This window comes from Candidatus Pseudomonas phytovorans (assembly GCA_029202525.1).
In the GTDB taxonomy this organism is placed as follows: domain Bacteria; phylum Pseudomonadota; class Gammaproteobacteria; order Pseudomonadales; family Pseudomonadaceae; genus Aquipseudomonas; species Aquipseudomonas phytovorans.
On the sequence record CP119325.1, the window covers coordinates 5944686 to 5965046 of the forward strand.

Below are 20361 nucleotides of genomic sequence, written 5' to 3' on the forward strand. Positions count from 1 at the left end.
ACGCCCGCTCCCACAGGGACCTCACCAAACCTGAGAAAAGCGCACTGTCTGTGGGAGCGGGCGTGCCCGCGAAGAGGCCGGCACAGGTTAAAAAGGATGTCATGAAACTGCCGCCACTCAACGCCTTCCGCTACTTCGACATCGCCGCCCAGACCGAGAGCTTTGTGCGCGCCGCCGAGCACTTGCACGTCACCCATGGCGCGGTCAGTCGTCAAATCCGCCTGCTTGAAGAAAGCCTTGGCGTGGAACTGTTCGAGCGCCGTAACCGGGCCATCTTCCTCACCCCTGCCGGCCGTGCCCTGCAAGGCACCACCCAGGCGATTTTCGAACAGCTCGAAGGCGCCGTGCAGCGCTTGCAACAGCAAGCCCGCGACAATGTGCTGGTGCTGTCCTGCGAGCCGACCATCGCCATGCGCTGGCTAATCCCGCGCCTGCCCCGCTTTCATGCCGATCACCCCGACCTGCAGTTACACCTGGTGGCTGCCGGCGGGCCACTGGACTTCGCCCGCAGCGGTGTCGACCTGGCAATCCGCCGCGACGACTTCCACTGGGGCAACCAGCTTTACAACCGGAAAATCTGTGACGAGTGGATCGGCCCGGTATGCCACCCTACCGCCTCCCCACAACTGAGCGGCCAGCGCCTGCTGCACAGCACCACCCGCCCTGGCGCCTGGCCCACCTGGCTGCGCCTCAGCGGCCAGCAGGCGCAGCACAACGAACGCAGCGACTACGAACACTTCTACCTGTCGATCCAGGCTGCCAGCGCCGGCCTGGGCCTGGCCATGGCCTCAGCCCTGATGGTGCGCGACGAACTCGACAGCGGGCAATTGCAGGCGCCGTTCGGTTTTGTGCGCGATGGCTCGGCCTACCACCTGCTTAGCCCACAGCCCCTGAACGACAACGGCAAGCGCCAGCGCTTCACCGAGTGGGTAATGGGCGAATGCCAGCGCTGCCTGGCTCACTTGGGTTTGCTACAGAACGATGACCCCGCGCTGCCATCGCCCCCCCAGGTGCGATAGCCAGCGGTATCCAGGTGGATGCGCCCGGACGGGTAGCGCCCCAGGCCCATGTTCCACGCCTGGCCATGCTGCTGCCAGAAACGGCACAGCGGGTTGGGGTCGGCCCAGGCCGGCAGCAGGATATCGACGGCGAAGGCGCGGGTATGGGCACTGTTGGCAGCACCGCCTGCGCAGGTGTTCAGGCGCGGCTCACGGTAAGCCGAAACCACCTCGAACTGGCGCAGGATGCCTTGGTCGTCGAGCAGCTTGATCAGCGAAAGGGTCGAGCGCACAGCCGGCCAGTTGCTGGCAGGCGGCACGGCGAAGGGCGAGGCATGACACAGCTTCCAGTCCGAGGCCGAACGCAGCAGTTGGTGGATAGGCACTACCCCGTAAACACGGGCGTCCACCAGCATTTCACGGAAAGGACGGGTTTGATGGTCACCGGCCCACTGGGCGAACATCCACAGGTCGCGTTGGTCGGCGTGGGCCACACTACCCAGCATCAAACTCAGTATCACCACCCACTTCCTTGCATTGCTCATATCAGCTCCCCTACCAACGTGGTCGACACTGATGTTTCATGCCATTTCACAGGCAACGCCGAGAAATACAAATACGCAGTATTGATCACCTATGAACGGCCATTATCAGCCATCATTGCTCAGTAACTGCTCGCCGGATCGTGCTACTCGTTGACTGACTCAGCCACGGTGGCATAATCCCAATCACTACTCAGCCTCGTACGCGATGATTAGATTTGTCGGCTGTTGGGGTGAAAAGACCGGCCTAGCGCCGGTCTTTTCGTTTCCAGGGAAAGAAGCGCTTGCGTACAGCCTGCTTTGTAGACGGCTACAACGTGTTTTATGGCCTGGTGGCAGGCACGAGATACAAGTGGCTCGATCTACCTGCCTTACTGAAGCATATACTCCGCGTCGAGCAACCCGACTGCGAGCTGAAAGCCATCAGTTTTTTCACCTCGGGCGTAAAGCCATCTCTTGCCAGCCGCGGAAACCTCTCAAAAGAGGCCCAAGACGCCTATCTGCGCGCCTTGATTGCGCAAGGTGTAGATGTGCATTACGGTAGGCATCAACTTGAACCTCGCAATGCACCTCGCTTCGTGAACAAGCAAACACCACCCTCCAGGCTCGACCAGGTGGGTATCTGGAAGCTGGAAGAAAAAGAAACGGATGTACACATCGCCATCAGCATGTATCGGCTCGCCGCTCGACAAGTTCGGCTTCCGGCGGATGAGCGGATCCAGCAACTGATCCTGGTTTCTGCTGATACCGACCTGACACCCGCATTGAAAGCTATTCGGGAAGACTTCCCAGACCTGCGGCTAGGCGTGATCCTTCCACATCGCGAGGGCATGCAGAGAACGCCGCCAGGATCGCTGAGAAACAACGCTCATTGGATGCGTCAAGTGGTAACCGAAAGCGAACTTGCTGCCAATCAGTTTCCCGACCGGGTCCCCACCCGGAAAAGACCGGCCTTGAAGCCAGCGTACTGGTGACGGGCAAGCCCCCTCATGAATCAGCACCAGCAAGTTCAGTCTTCGAGCAAGGTACAGGCCATCACCAGTGCGTCTTCACGGCCCCCGGCAACTGGATAATAGTCGCGCCGGCGGCCGATTTCGTTGAAACCGTAGCGCTCGTACAAACGATAGGCCGACTGGTTGCTGGCGCGCACTTCCAGGAAGCACTCGCGGCCATTGAGCTGGTAGGCGCGGGCCATCAGGTGCTCAAGCAGGCGCAAGCCTAGCCCACAGCCCTGGTTTTCCGGTTTGACGGTGATGTTGAGCAGGTGAGCCTCGTCGATGATCACGTTGATCACCCCATGGCCAACTTGCTGCTGGCCATCGAACATCAGCCAGACTTCGTACGACTTCAGCGCATCCTGAAAGATACCGCGGGTCCAGGGGTGGCTGAACGCGGCGTATTCGATCTTCAGTACGGCTTCCAGATCCGCCTCGTTCATCGGGCGGAAACTGATCGATTCACTCATTCAACGCTCTTCCAGCGCGCCATCAGCTGGCGCATGGCTTTCCAGACGTCCGCCTTGCGCTGCGGCTCGTCCATCAACAGTTCTAGGCCCGGCAGCGCCCAGGCGTCGCCCAGGCCGTCCAGCTTCAGGGTTTGGTACCAGGCGTCGGCATCGGAATTGGCGGCGAAGCGCAGTGCCGGCAAGCCGATCAGCCACAGGCAGGTGCACGGAGCATCTTCCAGGCGCGCCTGGACAAAGCCCCGGACGAAATCGCGCGCGGCTTCCGGGCCCTGGTCCATGTTGCCGCGCACCAGCAACGGCCAGCGCACCGGCTCACCGATGATCTGCGGGGCGTCAGGCAGGCCGGCGGCGCGCAGCATGTCCTTGAGCAGCAGGTAGGACGGGTCGCGGCTCTGGAACGGCTGGCCGGTGGCAAGCTCCACGAGCAGCAGGCAGCTGCCGGCACGCAGCAACTGCAGCGCGAAACGTGGCGGCGGCACGGGGGCCGGGCGTGGTGGTGCGGGTTGCGCCTCGGCCTCGACGGTTTTGGCGGCTGGCTTGGGCGCACTGCCCGGGCGCGGGATTTCGATTTTCGGCCTTTCAACGGAGCGGGCCTGGGGCGTAACAGGCGCGTCGTTTGTAGCCTGCGCCGGCTTGACCTCGAAATCGATGTCATCGACCGGTGCCACCGGTAACAGCAACTCGGGCCGCGACGGTGCGGCGAACGGCAGTTCGGCGCGCGGCAGCCAGTGCACCACTTGCATGGCGGAAAGGAAGGCGCGGCGACGGGGTTCGGTGAGCAAGGTGCGGGGTTCCGAGGGGTGGAGGCAATTGCGCATTCTAACGCTGTTGGCATTCGAGTGCCGCAACTGGTCGGCGTTTTTTGTTGCCAGTTCCGGCCTCTTCGCGGGCACGCCCGCTCCCACACGTACTGCACAAAGCCTGAGGTGTGTGCGGTACCTGTGGGAGCGGGCGTGCCCGCGAAGAGGCCAGTGAATCCCATACAGAAGCAAAGGTTATCCGCCATTACAGACCAAGGGGTGAAAACCTCCCCCCCGGATGCAGTACAATCGCCCCCTTTTTCTTGGCAACGAGTCGAAGCCAATGATCGAACCCAAGCGCGTCCTGCGCGCCCTAGCTGAACACTGGGCCCTGATCGAGCCGCTGTGCGAGCGTTTCGACCAGGGCACCCTGAGCCTGGTCGAGTTGCGCCAGCATGTGGTCCGCCAGCAGCTCGAAAGCACCCCGCAGGACATCACCCAGCTACTCGACGTGTGGATCCGCCTGGACATCCTGGTCCCGGTGGCCAAGAGCCCGAACCGTTTCGAACTCAACGCGCAGATCCACGACTTCCTTGCGTACCTGCGCCGCGAACACCGGCTGGGCCTGTGCCTGGAGATCGAAGCCTACCTGCGCCACCTGGAACGCCTTGCCGGCCATATCCAGGACGCCTTCGACAACCGCGACAGCGACGATCTGGCGCGCCAGCTGCGCTTGCTCGACATGCGCGTGCGCGATGTGCTGAAAAAGCTCGATAACGACGAACAGGCACTGGTAGCCGTGGCCGAACGGGCCAAGACCAGCAACCGCCAGATCCCGCTGCGCCAACGTTACGCCGAAGTACTGGCCACCTGGGACGAATACGTCGAGCCGATGATCCAGCTGGTGAACGCCGACGGCGCCTTCGAACAAGGCGTGCGCAAGGTCGAGACCGTGCTGCTGAAGCTGCTGGGCGAACAGGCACGGCTTGGCCACCTGGTCGATGACGACATGCTGCTGCGCACCCACGCACGCATTCTGGAAATGCAGACCAGCGCCCAGCTGACCCTGCGCCACGCCCGTGAACTGCTGCTGCCGCTGCGTGAAGAAGCCCGCCGGCACAATGCCGTGACCCGTGGCGCCGCGCTGGCCCTGTCGGTGATCCGGCGCAAGGGCATCGACGCTGTGCCGCAGGCGGCCATGCCGATGTTCACCCGCCCGCAAAGCACCTTCCTCGGCAGTGCCAGCCAGGTCGAGGCCTATGTGTACGCCCTGGCGCGATTCGAACCCAAGCCCGCCCGCTTCCCCAAGGCGCACAAGCCGCAAGGGGGTGAAGCACCGCGCGCACCGCGTACAGTCAAAGAAATGATTGAGCGCTGCGAACAGGCGTTGCCGCTGCCCGACCTGATGGTCTGGCTGCTGGAGCAGGAACCCGATGGCGCTACCGACGAGCTGCTGTACTGGTTCTCGCGCCTGTCGCGGGAAAAGCGCTTCAAGCGCGAACGCCTCGACCGCCGCGAATACACCACCCAGGAACACCTGGTCAGCCTGCGCTCGTTCGGCCTGACTTCCAGCCGCGAAACCGCCGCCAGCACGCCTACCGAATCCAACGCGAGCCCAGCCAATGCATCTTGATCTCTCCGAACTGTCCCAGCTCGCACCGATCTTCCGCGAGCTGTTCAAAGGCTTCCACGTCAGCCGCCGCGACCCCGAGCTGTACGCCCAGCTGTCGAACTTCCAGGACCAGTATCGCACCCTGTTCAAGGCCCTGGGCTTCGAGCTGGTGTGCGACACCCGCGGCTTCTATTACTTCGTGCCGGACATGACCGCAGCGCAAGTCAACAAGACCGCGCAGCGCCTGTCGCTGTTCACCTTCATTCTGGTCGAGCACCTGGCCGACCAGGGCCGTGACCCGATGGCCGTGCTTGACGGCGGCAGCATCGGCCGCGACGAACTGCCCTCGCTGCTGGACAAGTACCGCGACCTGTTCCTGCAGGCCGAAGTGCAGACCGTGGAAGAGCTGGAAGAAAAAATCCTGCGCCGCATGACCCAGCTCGGCTTCGCCCATGAAGAAGGCGGCATCTACCGCTTCCTGCCGCCAATGCACCGTTTCCTCGATGTGTGCCTGTCGGTCCAGCAGGACCGCGACCTGGCCGCCACCCTGCACAGCGTCCTGCCGCTGCCGACCCCGGTGCTGGTCGAGGAAGAAAGCCCCGAAGACCTCAACCGCACCGACGACCCGCTCGACCTCACGCCCTTCGAGGGCGAGGGAAGCGAAGAGGACGCCCTGGCCCGGGCCATCCGCGAAGAGCAACAGGAGATTGACGCATGAGCCAGGAACGCTACGGCATCCGCCGCTTCGCATTGCTCAACACCGCCGGCTACAGCCTTGGCCTGTTCCCGCTGGAACACCCGCTGTCGGTATACGGTGCCAACAACCTGGGTAAATCGGCGTCGATCAACGCCCTGCAGTTCCCGATCCTGGCGCGCATGTCGGACATGAGTTTCGGCAAGTACAGCCTTGAGCAGTCGCGCCGCTTCTACTTCGCCAGCGACACCTCGTACATTCTCTGCGAACTGAGCCTGCCCCACGGCCCGCACGTGATCGGCGTGGTCGGCCGCGGCCCGGGTGGCGGTTTCGGCCACCAGTTCTTCGCCTACAAAGGCGAACTGGACCTGGCCCACTACCAGAAGAACGACACCTGCCTGCGCCAGAAAGAGCTGTTCACCAACCTGGAGCGGCTGGGCATCAAGGCCTACGAGCTGAAGCCGGACGAACTGCGCCGCCTGCTGGTTGGCGGCCACACCTCGGTGCCGCTGGACCTGACCATGATCCCGCTGCGCTCCACCAGCGAGCAAAGCCTGAAAACCTTCCGCGCGCTGTTCATCAACCTGCTGCACATGCGCGAAATCACCGCGGCCAAGCTCAAGCAACTGTTTCTTGACGCCTTCGAACACAGCCTGCGTTCGGGCAGCGTCGACTACATTGCCGCGTGCGAGGAAGCCTTCCGCGACGTGCGCCGCATGGAGCAGGACTACAACGCCCTGGTCGCGGCCGGCCCGCTGGTCGAAGCCCTGGCCGGTGGCGTAGCCCAGCGCGACATCCTGCGCGGCAAGCTGCACCGCATTTCGCCGGTGCTCGATACCCTGCTGGGCACCTGGCAGGAATACGCCATGGCGCGCAAGGAAGAGCTGGTCATCCAGTCCGAGCACTACCGTGGCGAGCAAGACCGCCTGCAGAACGACCAGCGCGGTGGCACCCAGGAGCTGATGCGCCTGGAGCGGGAAATCACCGGTAGCCAGCGCTGGCTGGGCGAGCTGTCGGTGCTCAAGCACCGCTTTGCCCTGGTTGATGACGTCAAGGTACTGGAGCAGCAACTGCTGGCGGCCAAGGATGCCCACGACGAACTGGCCGGCGCCCTGGCCCAGTCACGGCAGTTCAGCGCCGAAGACCTGGACGAACGCGTACGCGACCTGGAAAAACGCCTGAAGCAGGTCAAGCAGCAACTGGACCACGCTGACAACAACAGCTATGCCCGCCTGCGCGAAGAGTTCTCGCAACAGGACGTCGACCGCCTGATGCGCCTGTTCAACGGCGCACTGTTCAGCCTGCCGCTGGGCGAGCGTGGCATCGAGCTGGACGACAGCGCCCTGTGGGTAAAATCGCTGGAAGCGGTGCTCGACGGCTTCAAGGGCGAGCGCTTCGAAGCCCCTGGCCTGTCTATCGACCTCACCCACATCGACCCGCCTGCACTACAAGCCCTGGCAGACCGCGCCGCCCTGCGCGACCAGAAAGAGCGCCTGGACAAAGAGCTGAAACAGCTCAAGACCCAGCAGGCTGTGACCGCCGACCGCTCTGCCTCCAAGGCGCAGACCGAAACCCTATACCAGCAAGTGCTGGACGCGCAAAAAGCGCTGGAAGACTTCCGCCGCAGCGAAACCCTGGCCGCCGAAGAGCCCGAGAAGCTGGAGCAGCTGTCACAACTGGAAGCCGCCCAGGACGAACTCAAGCGCTCCAGTGATGCTTTCACCGAACGCGTCCAGCAGCTGTCGGCCAAGCTGCAGCTGGTCGGCCGCCAGATCGGCGACCTCGAGTCCAAACAGCGCACCCTGGAAGACGCCCTGCGCCGTCGCCAGCTGCTGCCGGCCGACCTGCCCTACGGCACGCCCTTCATGGAAGCCATCGACGACTCGATGGACAACCTGTTGCCCCTGCTCAACGACTACCAGGACAGCTGGCAGGGCCTGCAGCGGGTAGACAACCAGATCGAGGCGCTGTACGCCCAGGTGCGCCTGAAAGGCGTGGCCAAGTTCGACAGCGAAGACGACATGGAGCGCCGCCTGCAACTGCTGGTGAACGCCTATGCGCACCGTACCGAAGAAGCCCTGACCCTGGCCAAGGCACGCCGCGCCGCAGTCACCGACATCGCCCGGACCCTGCGCAACATCCGCAGCGACTACGACAGCCTCGAACACCAGCTGGCCCTGTTCAACCGCGAGATCAACAAGCGCCAGGTCTCCAACCTGGAGAGCTTCCGCGTGGTACTGGCGCCGAACAAGGAAGCGCTCAAACACATCGACCAGATCATCCACAGCGCCGGCCAGTACGAAGAAGGCGAAACCCTTTCGGTGTTCGACCTGACCCAGAGCGCCGAGCAGGACAACAAGAACGAAGAGGCCAAGGAGTACCTGGCAAGGCTGGTGGCGGCCAACCACAACCAGCTGGGCCTGAAAGACCTGTTCGAGCTCGCGTTCGAGATCACCAAGGTAAACGGCCAGCCGATCATCCACGCCGACATCGACGGCGCGGCATCCAACGGCACCACCATGACCATCAAGGCGCTGACCAACATGTACTTGTTGCTGCACCTGATGGACCGCGACCTGGCCGGGCGCATCCGCCTGCCGTATTACCTGGACGAAGCAGCGGACATCGACGAACGCAACCAGGCCGCGTTGCTGGAAACCAGCTTGCAGCTGGGCTTTGTGCCGATTCTGGCGAGTGTGAAGCCACAGGTATCGGCGCACGTGGCGATCGACCTGGAAGGTGGCAGCGGGCCGAATGGCATCTACATCGACGAGGCGGACTGGAAGTTCATTAGCCGGCTGGATGAGGTGAAGGCGGTTGTGCGTGAGGATCAGGCTGAAGAGTTAGCCTGATATCGGTGTACTGGGGCCGCTTTGCGGCCCATTCGCGGGACAAGCCCGCTCCCACAGGCTCCTCGCAGACCTTGAGGCCTGTGTAGTACCTGTGGGAGCGGGCTTGTCCCGCGAATGGAGGCCGAAGGCCTCCCCCGCGATCTACCAGGCTATCAGTGAGCCCAAGGCAAGATCGGAATCGCGGTCACCGCATTCTGCGGGCTGCCCTCGACAATACGGTCGCTGTACACCAGATACACCAGCGTATTGCGCTTCTTGTCGAGGAACCTCACCACCTGCATGGTCTTGAACACCAGCGAGGTGCGTTCCTTGAACACTTCCTCGCCATCCTTCAGCTCGCCCTTGAAGTTGATCGGCCCGACCTGGCGGCAGGCAATCGACGCCTCTGCACGGTCTTCCGCCAACCCCAGGCCACCCTTCATGCCGCCCGTCTTGGCGCGTGACAGGTAGCAGGTCACACCCTCTACCTTGGGATCGTCAAACGCCTCTACAACGATGCGGTCGTTCGGCCCAAGGAACTTGAACACGGTGGACACCTGGCCGATTTCCTCAGCCCCGGCCACCATCGGCAGCGCGAATAACGCCAGGGCAAGCGCCCTCTTCAGCAGCTTCATACCAGCACCAGATTGTCGCGGTGTACCAGCTCAGGCTCAGCGCTGTAACCGAGAATCGACTCGATGGTATCAGACGACTGCCCCATGATTTTCTGCGCCTCCAGGGCGCTGTAGTTGGCCAGCCCGCGGGCCACTTCAACACCGTCCGGGCCAACGCACACCACCATTTCGCCACGGCGGAAGCTGCCCTGCACGGTCTTCACACCCACCGGCAACAGGCTCTTGTTGGCCTGGCGCAGTGCCTGCACGGCACCGGCATCCAGCACCAGGGTGCCACGGGTCTGCAGGTGGCCAGCCAGCCACTGCTTGCGCGCTGCGAGCATGCCGCGCTCGGGCGACAGCAAGGTCCCCAGGCGCTCGCCCGCCTTGAGGCGGTCCAGCACACGCTCGATACGGCCACCGATGATGATGGTGTGGGCACCGGAACGGGCGGCGAGGCGCGCAGCGCGCAACTTGGTCTGCATGCCGCCACGGCCCAGGGCACCACCGGTACCGCCGGCCACGGCATCCAGCGTCGGGTCGTCGGCACGGGCTTCGTAGATCAGCTGGGCTTCGGGGTTGTTGCGCGGGTCGGCGTCGAACATGCCATCGCGGTCGGTGAGGATTACCAGCAGGTCGGCCTCGACCAGGTTGGCCACCAGCGCCGCCAGGGTGTCGTTGTCGCCGAAGCGGATTTCGTCGGTGACCACGGTGTCGTTTTCGTTGATCACCGGCACCACGCCCAGGTCGACCAAGGTGCGCAAGGTGCTGCGGGCGTTCAGGTAACGCTTGCGGTCAGACAGGTCGTCATGGGTAAGCAGGATTTGCGCGGTGTGCTTGCCGTGCTCGCCGAAGCTCGACTCCCAGGCCTGCACAAGGCGCATCTGGCCGAGCGCGGCAGCCGCCTGCAGCTCGTTCATCGCGCTCGGTCGCGTGGTCCAGCCCAGCTGGCTCATGCCGGCCGCCACGGCCCCGGAGGAGACCAGTACCAACTCAACGCCCGCCTCACGCAGCGCGACCATCTGCTCGACCCAAACGGCCATGGCACCGCGGTCGAGGCCCTTGCCATCGGCGGTCAGCAGAGCACTGCCAATCTTCACGACCCAGCGCTTGGCGCCCGTCACCTTGCTTCGCATCTTCTTCCAACCTATGTCGAATCTGTAGATACCGTGGATACAAAAACGCCGCTCCAGAGAGCGGCGTTTAGTGTACTGCAACCGGTCAGTCGCGCACGTAAATGATTTCCGGGCCGTCTTCGTCGTCCTCGAAATCATCATCCCAACCGTCATCGTCACCGATGTCGTGCACGCTCTTGACGCCAGTACGGCGCAGGGTACGCGCGTCGTCCAGGGCCTGCAGCTGCGCACGGGCTTCGTCTTCGATGCGCTGGTCGAGGTCGGCCAGCTCTGCGGCGAAGGCTGGGTCGTTGGCCAGGCGGTCAGCGCGGTCTTCGAGGTAGCGCATCAGGTCGTGGCTGAGCTTGTCGGTACCCTGCTTGGAAATAGCCGAGATCACGTAGACCGGGCCTTCCCACTCCAGGCGATCAATCACCTCCTGAACACGCTCATCGCGCTCGTCGTCCATGACCATGTCCGACTTGTTCAGTACAAGCCAACGCTCACGCTCGGCCAGCGACGGGCTGAAGCGGGTCAGTTCGTTGACGATCACTTCGGCAGCATCGGCCGGGCTGCTTTCGTCCAGCGGCGCGATGTCGACAAGGTGCAGCAGCACACGGGTGCGCGCCAGGTGCTTGAGGAAGCGGATACCCAGGCCGGCACCGTCGGAAGCGCCTTCGATCAGGCCGGGGATGTCGGCAATGACGAAGCTCTTCCAGCGGTCGACGCTGACCACACCCAGGTTTGGCACCAGGGTGGTGAACGGGTAGTCGGCCACTTTCGGCTTGGCGGCCGAGACCGAGCGGATGAAGGTACTTTTGCCGGCGTTCGGCAGGCCCAGCAGGCCAACGTCGGCCAACACCTTCATTTCCATCTTCAGGTCGCGCTGGTCACCCAGCTTGCCTGGCGTGGTCTGGCGCGGTGCACGGTTGGTGCTGGACTTGAAACGGGTGTTGCCCAGGCCGTGCCAGCCGCCTTGGGCGACCATCAGCTTCTGGCCTGGGGTGACCAGGTCACCGATCACTTCCTGGGTGGAAGCATCGATCACGGTGGTGCCGACCGGCACGCGCAGGAACAGGTCTTCACCCTTCTTGCCGGTGCAGTCGGTGCTGCCACCATTGGAGCCGCGCTGGGCTTCGTGGTGACGGGTGTAGCGGTAGTCGACCAGGGTGTTCAGGTTTTCGTCGGCAACCATGTACACCGAGCCGCCGTCACCACCATCACCGCCGTTAGGGCCGCCGTTCTCGATGAACTTCTCGCGACGGAAGCTCATGCAACCGTTGCCGCCGTCACCGGCCTTGACCCGAATCGATACTTCGTCAACAAACTTCATTAAAACCGCCTCTCGCCAGTAGACGAGTTGAATGACTCAAAAACATGAGGCTCTTGCAAAAATGAGCGCGGCGGCCCCGTACGACCGTAGAAACCAACGCCGGCAACCCAGACAAACAGCTTTGCAAGAGGCTCACCACAAACGAAAAAGCCCCGTCGCATGACGGGGCTTCTGGAGCGACGTCGCGATTAAGCGGCGACGATGCTCACGTAACGGCGCATGAACTCGCCTTTCTTCTCGAACTTGATCACGCCTTCGATCTTGGCGAACAAGGTGTGATCCTTGCCCATGCCAACGCCGTAGCCAGCGTGGAATTCGGTGCCGCGCTGACGGACGATGATGTTGCCTGGTTTGATAACCTGGCCGCCATACATCTTCACGCCAAGGCGTTTAGATTCTGAGTCGCGACCGTTACGAGTACTACCACCAGCCTTCTTGTGAGCCATGGTTCAATTCTCCAAATAAATTCAGGGGATCTAGGGGATTAAGCCTGGATGCCGGTGATTTTGATCTCGGTGAACCACTGGCGGTGGCCCATACGCTTCATGTGGTGCTTACGACGACGGAACTTGATGATGCGAACCTTGTCGTGGCGGCCTTGCGAAACGACTTCGGCCACTACTTTAGCGCCAGCAACAACTGGAGCACCGATGGTGACTTCTTCACCGTTGGCGACCAGCAGAACGCGATCGAAGGTCACGGATTCGCCAGTGGCGACTTCCAGTTTTTCGATCTTGAGGAATTCACCTTCGGCGACTTTGTACTGCTTGCCGCCGGTAACGATTACTGCGTAAGACATGGTATTTCTCCGATAATCCTGCTCACCCAGCGCTTTATATGATGAGTATTGGCTGGCATGGCTGCACAGGGCTGGAACGGCCCAGCGCAATTGCGTAAGGCAGGTGCTGCCCAGGAAGTTAGGGTGCGCGATTGTACGCAACCGCGGTTTGGCTTGCAAGTACCGCCCCCGGCCTGCGGGCACCGCGCCTTGACACACCGGGACCTGCGACCTAGCATGCCGCGCAACCTCACTGGAGCAGCCGATGCAACCCCAAACCTTCTACCGCGCGGTGGCTGATGATTTCAGCGCCGTCGACGAGATCATCAAGAAGCAGCTGACCTCGCGCGTGCCGCTGGTATCGAAGATCGGCGACTATATCACGTCCGCCGGTGGCAAGCGCCTGCGCCCCCTGCTGGTACTGCTGTGTGGCAAGGCCCTGGGCCGCGAAGGCGACGACCTGCGTCTGCTGGCCGCCACCATCGAATTCCTGCACACCGCCACCCTGCTGCACGACGACGTGGTCGACATGTCCGGCATGCGCCGTGGCCGCTCCACCGCCAATGCCCTGTGGGGCAACGCGCCGAGTGTGCTGGTGGGCGACTTCCTTTATTCGCGCTCGTTCGAAATGATGGTCGAACTGGGCTCGATGCCGGTCATGCAGATCCTGTCCAAGGCCACCCGCGTGATTGCCGAGGGTGAAGTGCTGCAGTTGTCGCGGGTACGCGATGCCAGCACCACCGAGGAAATCTACATGGAGGTCATCCGCGGCAAGACCGCGATGCTGTTCGAGGCCTCGACCCACAGCGCCGCCGCACTGGCCGAAGCCACCGATGTGCAGCGCGAAGCCCTGCGCACCTTTGGTGACCACCTGGGCGTGGCCTTCCAGCTGGTCGACGACCTGCTGGACTACAAGGGCGACTCGCAGACCCTGGGCAAGAACGTCGGTGACGACCTGGCCGAAGGCAAGCCTACCCTGCCGCTGATCTACACCATGCGCGAAGGTACTGCCGAGCAGGCTGCGCTGGTACGTAAGGCAATCCAGAAGGGTGGCCTGGAAGACCTGGAGCAGATTCGCGTGGCAGTCGAAGAGTCCGGCGCGCTGCAGTACACCGCCGAGCTGGCGCGTGATTACGTGAAGCGTGCCATTGCCTGCCTGGAAGTGCTGCCTGCCAGCGAGTACCGGGATGCACTGGTTGAGCTGAGCGAGTTTGCTGTAGCCCGGACTCACTGATAGACCGAGTCGCATTCATTCGCGGGTAAACCCGCTCCCACAGGTACAACATAGGCCCAGAAGCCTGCGCTATCCCTGTGGGAGCGGGTTTACCCGCGAAGCTTTTGTCCGGACATAATCCCTTCTGCAGAAATACCTCTTACAATGCAGGCTTTCAACCGCCTGTCTGATTGTTTGAGGAACCGAAGTGAGCACTCTGCCACCCTGCCCGAAATGCACCTCCGAATACACCTATGAGGATGGCACTCAGCTGATTTGCCCTGAATGCGCCCACGAGTGGTCGACCAGTGGCGACGCCGAAGCGGCCAGCGACGAGGCAGTGAAGAAAGACTCGGTCGGCAACATCCTGCAGGACGGCGACACCGTCACCGTGATCAAGGACCTCAAGGTCAAAGGTTCGTCCCTGGTGGTCAAGGTCGGCACCAAGGTCAAGAACATCCGCCTGTGCGATGGCGACCACGATATCGACTGCAAGATCGATGGCATCGGCGCCATGAAACTGAAGTCCGAGTTCGTTCGCAAAGTCTGATTACACAAAAAATTGCCAACTGGCGCTTGCTATTTTGATAATAAGAATTATTCTCATTGGAACTGGTATCCAAGGAGAATAGCCATGACTTATCTGATTGACGCCTGGCTTGACCGCCCTCACCCCTACCTGCGCATTCTTCATCGCGAAACCGGCGAAGTGTGCGCGGTGCTTGAAGAAGAAGCCCTCGACGAACTGCGTGACCAGGGCGACCTGGACATGAGCGGGCTGAATTCGAGTGAACCGGGAGTGCTCAAGGAGCTGGTGCGAAACCTGTTTCTGTTCTGCTATGCGCGGGCATTGCGCCCGATGGGAACAGGCTGGAATTGAGGCCAGCAGGGCCGGCCTCTTCGCCGGCATGCCAGCTCCCACAAGTACAACACAAAGCTCGAAAGCTATGGGGTCCCTGTGGGAGCTGGCTTGCCGGCGAATGGGCCGCAAAGCGGCCCCGGCAGTATTACAGAACGTCGAGCAGCTCGACGTCGAACACCAGCACGCTGTGCGGCGGGATGCTGCCAACGCCTTGGGCGCCGTAAGCCAGCTCGCTCGGCACGTACAGGCGCCATTTGCTGCCGGCATTCATCAGCTGCAGGGCTTCGGTCCAGCCAGCAATCACGCCACCGACCGGGAACTCAGCCGGCTGGCCACGCTCGTAGGAGCTGTCGAACACAGTGCCGTCGATCAGGGTGCCGTGATAGTGCGTACGCACGTTGTCTTCACGGGTAGGCTTGGCGCCTTCACCGGCGGTCAGTACTTCAAACTGCAGGCCCGAAGCCAGGGTGGTGATGCCTTCGCGCTTGGCGTTTTCTGCCAGGAACTCCAGGCCAGCACCTGCGGCGGCTTCGGCCTTGGCAGCAGCTTCGGCTTGCATGATGTCGCGGATCACCTTGAAGCTGGCCGACAGGTCGGCTTCGCTGACGCGGCTGTCGACGCCGTTGAAGGCATCGGTCAGGCCGGCCAGGATGGCTTCCAGGCTAACGCCCGGTGGCGGGTTGTCGCGCAGCTGGCCGCCCAGCTGACGGCCGATACCGTAGCTGACGCGCGTTTCGTCGGTAGACAGATTGAGTTCGGACATTGTCGTGCTCCACTGCAGGGCGCAGTGAAGCCGCGCCCTTGATGAAAAGGGCGAGCAGCCTAGCACACTGGAAAGCTGCGAGCAGCTACCAGGCCGAACGCGGGGAGATCGGCACCTTGAGGTCTTCTTCCGGGTGCGAACCCATGCCGCACATCTCGTCTTGCACCGACCAGTGCACCAGGTTCATCGAGACCATGGGGATGGTTTGCAGCAACTTGCGGGCGTCCTCCACCGAGTGCACGCGCAAGCGCTCGCCACGGATGTCTGACAGCGGGTGGGCGCGGCCTTTGAGCCGGGCTTCAATAAGATAATCGCCGCCTTCGATGGCGATCAGGTTCACTTCGTCGACATGGCCAGCCCTGGCCTCAACGTTAAGCTCTTGCAGGTTCATGTAAGTACCTCGCAATGAGAACCACGCATAAAGCTCATTTTTTGTACAGGCCGGCCGAAAGCACAAGCCAGAAACGACACCGCCCGTCCGTTTTGCAACAGACGGGCGGAGCGGGCAAGAACCGGACTCAGTGCTTGGTCAGCTTGTCCAGGTAGCCCATGCAGAACGCCGAGACCACAAAGGTCATGTGGATGATCACATACCACATCAGGTAGTCAGTGGAGATGTTCTGGGCATCCATGAACACCCGCAGCAGGTGGATGGACGAAATCGCCACAATCGACGCAGCAACCTTCATCTTCAGCGACGAAGAGTCCATCTTGCCCAGCCAGCTGAGCTTTTCCTTGCTGTCGTCGATATCCAGTTGCGAGACGAAGTTCTCGTAGCCGGAGATCATCACCATCACCAGCAGGCCGCCCACCAGCGACATGTCGATCAGCGACAGGATTACCAGGATCAGGTCGGCTTCGCTCAAGGCGAACACGTTGGGCAGGACGTGAACCACTTCCTGGAAGAATTTCAGCGCCAGCGCCAGCAGGCCAAGGGACAAGCCGAAGTAGATGGGTGCGAGCAGCCAGCGCGAGGCATACATCGCGTTTTCGAGAATACGTTCCATGAAGTTCAGGACTCATCAGGTGACTAAAAAACGACGGCGAGTATAGCCAGCCACCTGTTACAGCAAAAGCCCGGGGCCGCTTTGCGGCCCCGGCAATCTTTCAGGTCTCAGGATGAAACTGGTAATCCCCCAGGTTCCGACACCGCTCGCCATTGATCTTTCGCAGCTGCGCCTGCAGGTGCAGGCACCAGATCTGCGGGTCTTCGGACACCTGGTACCCGTGCAATGTCAGGCTATCGACAATGGCATTGAGCACCGACTCCGCCACCATCGGCCCATGAAAAGGCCCCTGAGCCTTGATTGCGGAAGGTTGCTCACCGGCCATGCCGGCGGCAAACAGCAACGTCCACATGCCGTTATCCCCGGCCAATGGGCGAATGCTGCATTCGATGCGGGTCACCAGGCCCAGGCACTGGCGTGTGAGGCTGAGGTTGCGCATGGCGGCGTCCCCTCCAATAAGCCTTGTTCAGCCTGAACAACAGGCTGTTTCCATCCTGAACGCTGATGCTGTCCTTAAGTTCCAGCATAGAAGAACAGTACAGAAAGATGGAAAACCGGCGCTGAACGGTAGCACATCGCCGCCAGCGCCGGTTTATTGACTCAGGCCGGCTTGGCCTGAGCAATCACCTCTTCCAGGTGTTCCTTTTCTGCCTTCTCGATGTCTTCTTCGCTGATCATCTCGGCGATTTCCCGCAGGCGTTCCACCACCCTGGCATTGACGCTGCCCTCGGTGAACAGCCCATTTTCGCCAATTTCTCCGGCCTCTTCGCCTACCAGCAAGCTCAACGCCTCGTCAGCCTGGCTGACTGCATAGACGTGGAACTGGCCATTTTCCACCGCTTGCAGCACACGCTCATCAAGCATCAGCGTGGCAACGTTGGCACGGGGAATGATCACGCCTTGTTCACCCGTCAGCCCGCGGGCCTCACACAGGCGGAAGAAGCCCTCGATCTTCTCGTTGACCCCACCTACCGCCTGCACTTCACCAAACTGGTTGATGGAACCTGTGATGGCGAAGCACTGCTTGAGCGGCGTGCGCGACAAGGCCGAGATCAACGTACAGGCTTCGCCCAGCGAGGCGCTGTCACCGTCCACATAACCATAGGACTGCTCCAGGGCGATGCTCGCGGAAATCGCCAGCGGGAACTCCTGGGCATAGCGGCTGCCCAGGTAACCGGTGAGGATCATTACACCCTTGGAGTGGATCGGCTGGCCAAGGTTGACCTCGCGTTCGATGTCGACGATGCCGCTACCACCCGGGTACACGGTGGCAGAGATACGCGCCGGCATCCCGAACGCTGAGTCGCCCACCTCCAGTACCGTCAGGCCATTGCACTTGCCAATGGCCGCACCCTCGGTGTCGATCAGGATGATGCCGGCCAGCATGTCGTCCAGCACCCGCTGCGAAACCCGCCCGGTGCGGGTGGCCTTGGCTTTGAGCGCACGCTCGATGTGCCCGGCGTCGGTCATTTCGTCACTGGCCAGCTGACGGATGAAATCGGCCTCGCTGACCAGCTGGAACAGGTCACCGATACGCGCCGACAGGCGTGACTGGTTCTCTGCCAGGCGGGCGCTGTAGGTGGCAAGGCGCGCTACCGCGTCACTGGTCAACGGCGCCATGCCCTCCTCGTTGGTGCGCGTACGCAACAACTGGGCGAACTGCTCCAGGTTCTCGTCGACCATGGGCATGTCTTCGTCGAAGTCCACCAGCACGCGGAACATCTCCTGGAAGTCCGAGTCGTGGTCCTGCAGTGCGTAGTACAGCTGGCGCGAGCCGATAATCACCAGCTTCACGTTGAGCGGAATCATCTGCGGCTGAAGGCTGACGGCGGCAACACGGCCCAGCTCACCGATCGGTGACTCCATCTTCAGCTTGCGCGACTGCAAGGCACGCTTGAGCGCATCCCATACGAACGGTTCGCCCAGCATTTTCTCAGCTTCAAGGATCAGGAAGCCGCCGTTGGCACGGTGCAACGCGCCTGGGCGCAGCTGGCGGTAGGAGGTGTACAACGCCCCCTGGTCGGTGCTGTATTCGATACGGCCGAACAGGTTGTCGTAAGTCGGGTGCGGCTCGAACACCACCGGCGCACCACCGGCGACATGGTGTCCGACCACCAGGCTTGGGGCGTACTGCTCTTCAAGCAGCTTGCGCGCGACGGCGTCAGTCTTGCTGTCGTCGACCAGCTGCTCGACCACCGTGCGCAGCAGGTTCAGCTGCACCGACTGCAGGTAGGCGCACACCGCGGCGTTCTCGGCGTACTTTTCCGACAGCGGCGCCAGCAACGGCTGCAAGGCCAAGGTGATGGTTTCTTCGTTGAGTTGGCGCAGCTGGTTGTTCGACTCGCGTTTCCATTGCGGCAGGCTGGCCAGCTCTTCGTTCAGCTGTTCCTCGAGCAAGGCAATGTCTTCGTGGAACTGCTCGCGCACCGCTTCCGGCAACTGGGCGAACTCGGCTTCGTCCAGCGCCTTGCCCTCAGCCATCGGCGTGAAGGCGACGTTACTGGCATCGCGGTACAGCGCCACGTCCTTTTCCAGCGAGGCCCGCTCGATCACATCCAGGGCGCGGTCGTAACGCTGGTTGAAGGCGCGGTCGATGGCGCCTTTCTTCTGCTGGTACGACGGGTGCTCAAACACTGCCGGGAAGGTCGACAGCAGGTTGTCGATCAGCCCGCCCATGTCGGTGATGAACTCAGCAGCGCTTCCAGACGGCAGCTCCAACGCACGGGGCTCCCGGGTGTCGTCGAAGTGGTTGACGTAGACCCAGTCGGCCGGGGTGTGCTGGCGTTTGCCCTCGGCCTTGAGGTAGCGCTTGACGAACGAGAAGCGCCCGGTGCCGGGCTCGCCCATCACGTATACGTTGTAACCGGGGCGTGGCATGGCCACGCCGAACTGCAGGGCCTCGACAGCACGCTCCTGGCCCAGGACTCCGCGAAACGGCTCCAGATCGTCGGTATTGGTAAAGGCAAACTGCTCGGGGGAGAAACGCCGGGTCAGGGCTTCAGGCGCGAGACGCAGGCGCGCAGCGACAGGATCGGGCATTGGGTTTCCTTACTTCGGCGGGCAGATGAGCAGCATTCTGGCGCTGCCTCAGCGCGCCTTGCAAGGCTCTACGGGACTTTATATCGCGCCAGGTCGCAGCCAGTGCAGGTCATGTAACAGCAAATTTTTCGCAATCAACAACGCAACCTTTAGATCGTGCCTAAACTCCAAGCTGCGCGGGTGGGTGAAAAGCTTTCCCGACCTGGCAACCGAGTTGCCAGAAACCCTGACCCTTGGTTAAGACAAAGAGAACAAATGCTATGAAACGGATTCTTCTGGGTACTCTGTTCACCGTGGTCTCGCTCAACGCCATGGCCGAAGCGCCTGGCGGCCCGAACTGCGGTTGGGGCAACATGCTGTTCGAAGGCCAGCGCGGCACTCCGGCACACTTCCTGGCTTCTACCACCAACGGCACCTCCGGCAACGCCACCTTCGGCATGACCTCTGGCACCAACGGCTGCTCCACCAAGGCTTCGCTGACCTACGGCGGCAAGTCCTGGTTTGCCATGAACGGCATGATGAACGAGCTTTCCGAAGACATGGCCATGGGCCAGGGCGAAGCACTGACCACCTATGCCGTGGTCCTCGGTGTGGCCCCGGAAGACCGTGGCTACTTCGAGTCGGTCGCCCACCAGCACTTCAACCAGATCTTCACCAGCGCAGACGTCACTGCTGAAGCTGTCCACAGCAACACCCTGGCCGTTCTGAAGAGCGACCCACGCCTGGCCAAGTACGCTACCGAGGCCTAAGCGCAG

At 62.1% G+C, this 20361-nt stretch carries 22 protein-coding genes; 9 read left to right on the forward strand and 13 right to left on the reverse strand.

Annotated elements, in window-relative coordinates:
- The first annotated feature begins 101 nt into the window (after window positions 1-101).
- On the forward strand, window positions 102-1019 hold the full coding sequence (locus tag P0Y58_26270) for a LysR substrate-binding domain-containing protein (protein ID WEK30354.1): 918 nt from the start codon (window positions 102-104) through the stop codon (window positions 1017-1019).
- On the opposite strand, the gene P0Y58_26275 is transcribed toward P0Y58_26270, so the two are convergent.
- Window positions 959-1543: a D-Ala-D-Ala carboxypeptidase family metallohydrolase gene (locus P0Y58_26275; protein WEK30355.1), complete on the reverse strand. Its 585-nt coding sequence runs from the start codon at window positions 1541-1543 to the stop codon at window positions 959-961. The two genes, P0Y58_26270 and P0Y58_26275, sit on opposite strands and share 61 nt — an antisense overlap.
- Window positions 1544-1824: 281 nt before the next feature.
- On the opposite strand from P0Y58_26275, the gene P0Y58_26280 reads away from it, so the two are divergent.
- On the forward strand, window positions 1825-2514 hold the full coding sequence (locus tag P0Y58_26280; GenBank protein WEK30356.1) for an NYN domain-containing protein: 690 nt from the start codon (window positions 1825-1827) through the stop codon (window positions 2512-2514).
- A gap of 35 nt (window positions 2515-2549) precedes the next feature.
- Here the strand turns inward: P0Y58_26280 and rimI are convergent, their stop codons facing one another.
- Together rimI and P0Y58_26290 are read right to left on the reverse strand one after the other, a co-directional pair.
- The gene (gene rimI / locus P0Y58_26285; protein ID WEK30357.1) at window positions 2550-3005 is read right to left on the reverse strand and encodes a ribosomal protein S18-alanine N-acetyltransferase; all 456 of its coding nucleotides are present in this window, start codon (window positions 3003-3005) and stop codon (window positions 2550-2552) included.
- Window positions 3002-3787, reverse strand: a complete 786-nt coding sequence (locus tag P0Y58_26290; protein WEK30358.1) for an energy transducer TonB — start codon at window positions 3785-3787, stop codon at window positions 3002-3004. The genes rimI and P0Y58_26290 overlap by 4 nt, the downstream gene beginning before the upstream one ends.
- A 301-nt stretch (window positions 3788-4088) precedes the next feature.
- Between P0Y58_26290 and mksB the strand changes: the two genes are divergently transcribed.
- The 3 genes from mksB to mksF are packed head-to-tail and all read left to right on the forward strand — an operon-like array spanning window position 4089 to window position 8903.
- On the forward strand, window positions 4089-5378 hold the full coding sequence (gene mksB / locus P0Y58_26295; protein ID WEK30359.1) for an Mks condensin complex protein MksB: 1290 nt from the start codon (window positions 4089-4091) through the stop codon (window positions 5376-5378).
- Window positions 5368-6075: an Mks condensin complex protein MksE gene (gene mksE, locus P0Y58_26300; protein ID WEK30360.1), complete on the forward strand. Its 708-nt coding sequence runs from the start codon at window positions 5368-5370 to the stop codon at window positions 6073-6075. Before mksB ends, mksE begins: the two co-directional genes overlap by 11 nt.
- Complete coding sequence (gene mksF / locus P0Y58_26305) at window positions 6072-8903, forward strand: Mks condensin complex protein MksF (protein WEK30361.1); 2832 nt, start codon at window positions 6072-6074, stop codon at window positions 8901-8903. The genes mksE and mksF overlap by 4 nt, the downstream gene beginning before the upstream one ends.
- 152 nt (window positions 8904-9055) lie before the next feature.
- On the opposite strand, the gene P0Y58_26310 is transcribed toward mksF, so the two are convergent.
- From P0Y58_26310 to rplU, 5 genes are all read right to left on the reverse strand, one after another.
- On the reverse strand, window positions 9056-9517 hold the full coding sequence (locus P0Y58_26310; protein ID WEK30362.1) for a CreA family protein: 462 nt from the start codon (window positions 9515-9517) through the stop codon (window positions 9056-9058).
- Window positions 9514-10632: a glutamate 5-kinase gene (gene proB, locus P0Y58_26315; protein WEK30363.1), complete on the reverse strand. Its 1119-nt coding sequence runs from the start codon at window positions 10630-10632 to the stop codon at window positions 9514-9516. The genes P0Y58_26310 and proB overlap by 4 nt, the downstream gene beginning before the upstream one ends.
- Before the next feature lie 85 nt (window positions 10633-10717).
- Complete coding sequence (gene cgtA, locus P0Y58_26320) at window positions 10718-11944, reverse strand: Obg family GTPase CgtA (GenBank protein ID WEK30364.1); 1227 nt, start codon at window positions 11942-11944, stop codon at window positions 10718-10720.
- 188 nt (window positions 11945-12132) lie between these two features.
- Window positions 12133-12390: a 50S ribosomal protein L27 gene (gene rpmA / locus P0Y58_26325; GenBank protein ID WEK30365.1), complete on the reverse strand. Its 258-nt coding sequence runs from the start codon at window positions 12388-12390 to the stop codon at window positions 12133-12135.
- Between the two features lie 38 nt (window positions 12391-12428).
- On the reverse strand, window positions 12429-12743 hold the full coding sequence (rplU, locus tag P0Y58_26330; protein WEK30366.1) for a 50S ribosomal protein L21: 315 nt from the start codon (window positions 12741-12743) through the stop codon (window positions 12429-12431).
- A gap of 244 nt (window positions 12744-12987) precedes the next feature.
- On the opposite strand from rplU, the gene P0Y58_26335 reads away from it, so the two are divergent.
- From P0Y58_26335 to P0Y58_26345, 3 genes are all read left to right on the forward strand, one after another.
- Entirely contained in the window at window positions 12988-13956 is a 969-nt protein-coding gene (locus P0Y58_26335) for a polyprenyl synthetase family protein (protein ID WEK30367.1), read from the forward strand.
- A 187-nt stretch (window positions 13957-14143) separates the two neighbouring features.
- Window positions 14144-14485 carry a zinc ribbon domain-containing protein YjdM gene (locus P0Y58_26340; GenBank protein WEK30368.1) on the forward strand — a complete coding sequence of 114 codons (342 nt, stop codon included), beginning with the start codon at window positions 14144-14146 and terminating at the stop codon, window positions 14483-14485.
- Between the two features lie 84 nt (window positions 14486-14569).
- On the forward strand, window positions 14570-14815 hold the full coding sequence (locus P0Y58_26345; protein WEK30369.1) for a hypothetical protein: 246 nt from the start codon (window positions 14570-14572) through the stop codon (window positions 14813-14815).
- Between the two features lie 127 nt (window positions 14816-14942).
- Here the strand turns inward: P0Y58_26345 and P0Y58_26350 are convergent, their stop codons facing one another.
- The 5 genes from P0Y58_26350 to P0Y58_26370 form a co-directional block, all read right to left on the reverse strand.
- Window positions 14943-15560, reverse strand: a complete 618-nt coding sequence (locus tag P0Y58_26350) for an FKBP-type peptidyl-prolyl cis-trans isomerase (protein ID WEK30370.1) — start codon at window positions 15558-15560, stop codon at window positions 14943-14945.
- Between the two features lie 85 nt (window positions 15561-15645).
- Window positions 15646-15951 (reverse strand): DUF6482 family protein, encoded by a 306-nt coding sequence (locus P0Y58_26355; GenBank protein ID WEK30371.1) that lies wholly within the window; start codon window positions 15949-15951, stop codon window positions 15646-15648.
- Between the two features lie 127 nt (window positions 15952-16078).
- Complete coding sequence (locus P0Y58_26360; protein ID WEK30372.1) at window positions 16079-16567, reverse strand: TIGR00645 family protein; 489 nt, start codon at window positions 16565-16567, stop codon at window positions 16079-16081.
- Between the two features lie 100 nt (window positions 16568-16667).
- The gene (locus P0Y58_26365) at window positions 16668-17006 is read right to left on the reverse strand and encodes a hypothetical protein (protein WEK30373.1); all 339 of its coding nucleotides are present in this window, start codon (window positions 17004-17006) and stop codon (window positions 16668-16670) included.
- Window positions 17007-17167: 161 nt separating this feature from the next.
- Window positions 17168-19606: an AAA family ATPase gene (locus P0Y58_26370; protein ID WEK30374.1), complete on the reverse strand. Its 2439-nt coding sequence runs from the start codon at window positions 19604-19606 to the stop codon at window positions 17168-17170.
- Between the two features lie 260 nt (window positions 19607-19866).
- Here P0Y58_26370 and P0Y58_26375 point away from each other — a divergent pair, with 260 nt between their 5' ends.
- Entirely contained in the window at window positions 19867-20355 is a 489-nt protein-coding gene (locus P0Y58_26375; GenBank protein WEK30375.1) for a DUF3015 domain-containing protein, read from the forward strand.
- Window positions 20356-20361 lie beyond the last annotated feature (6 nt).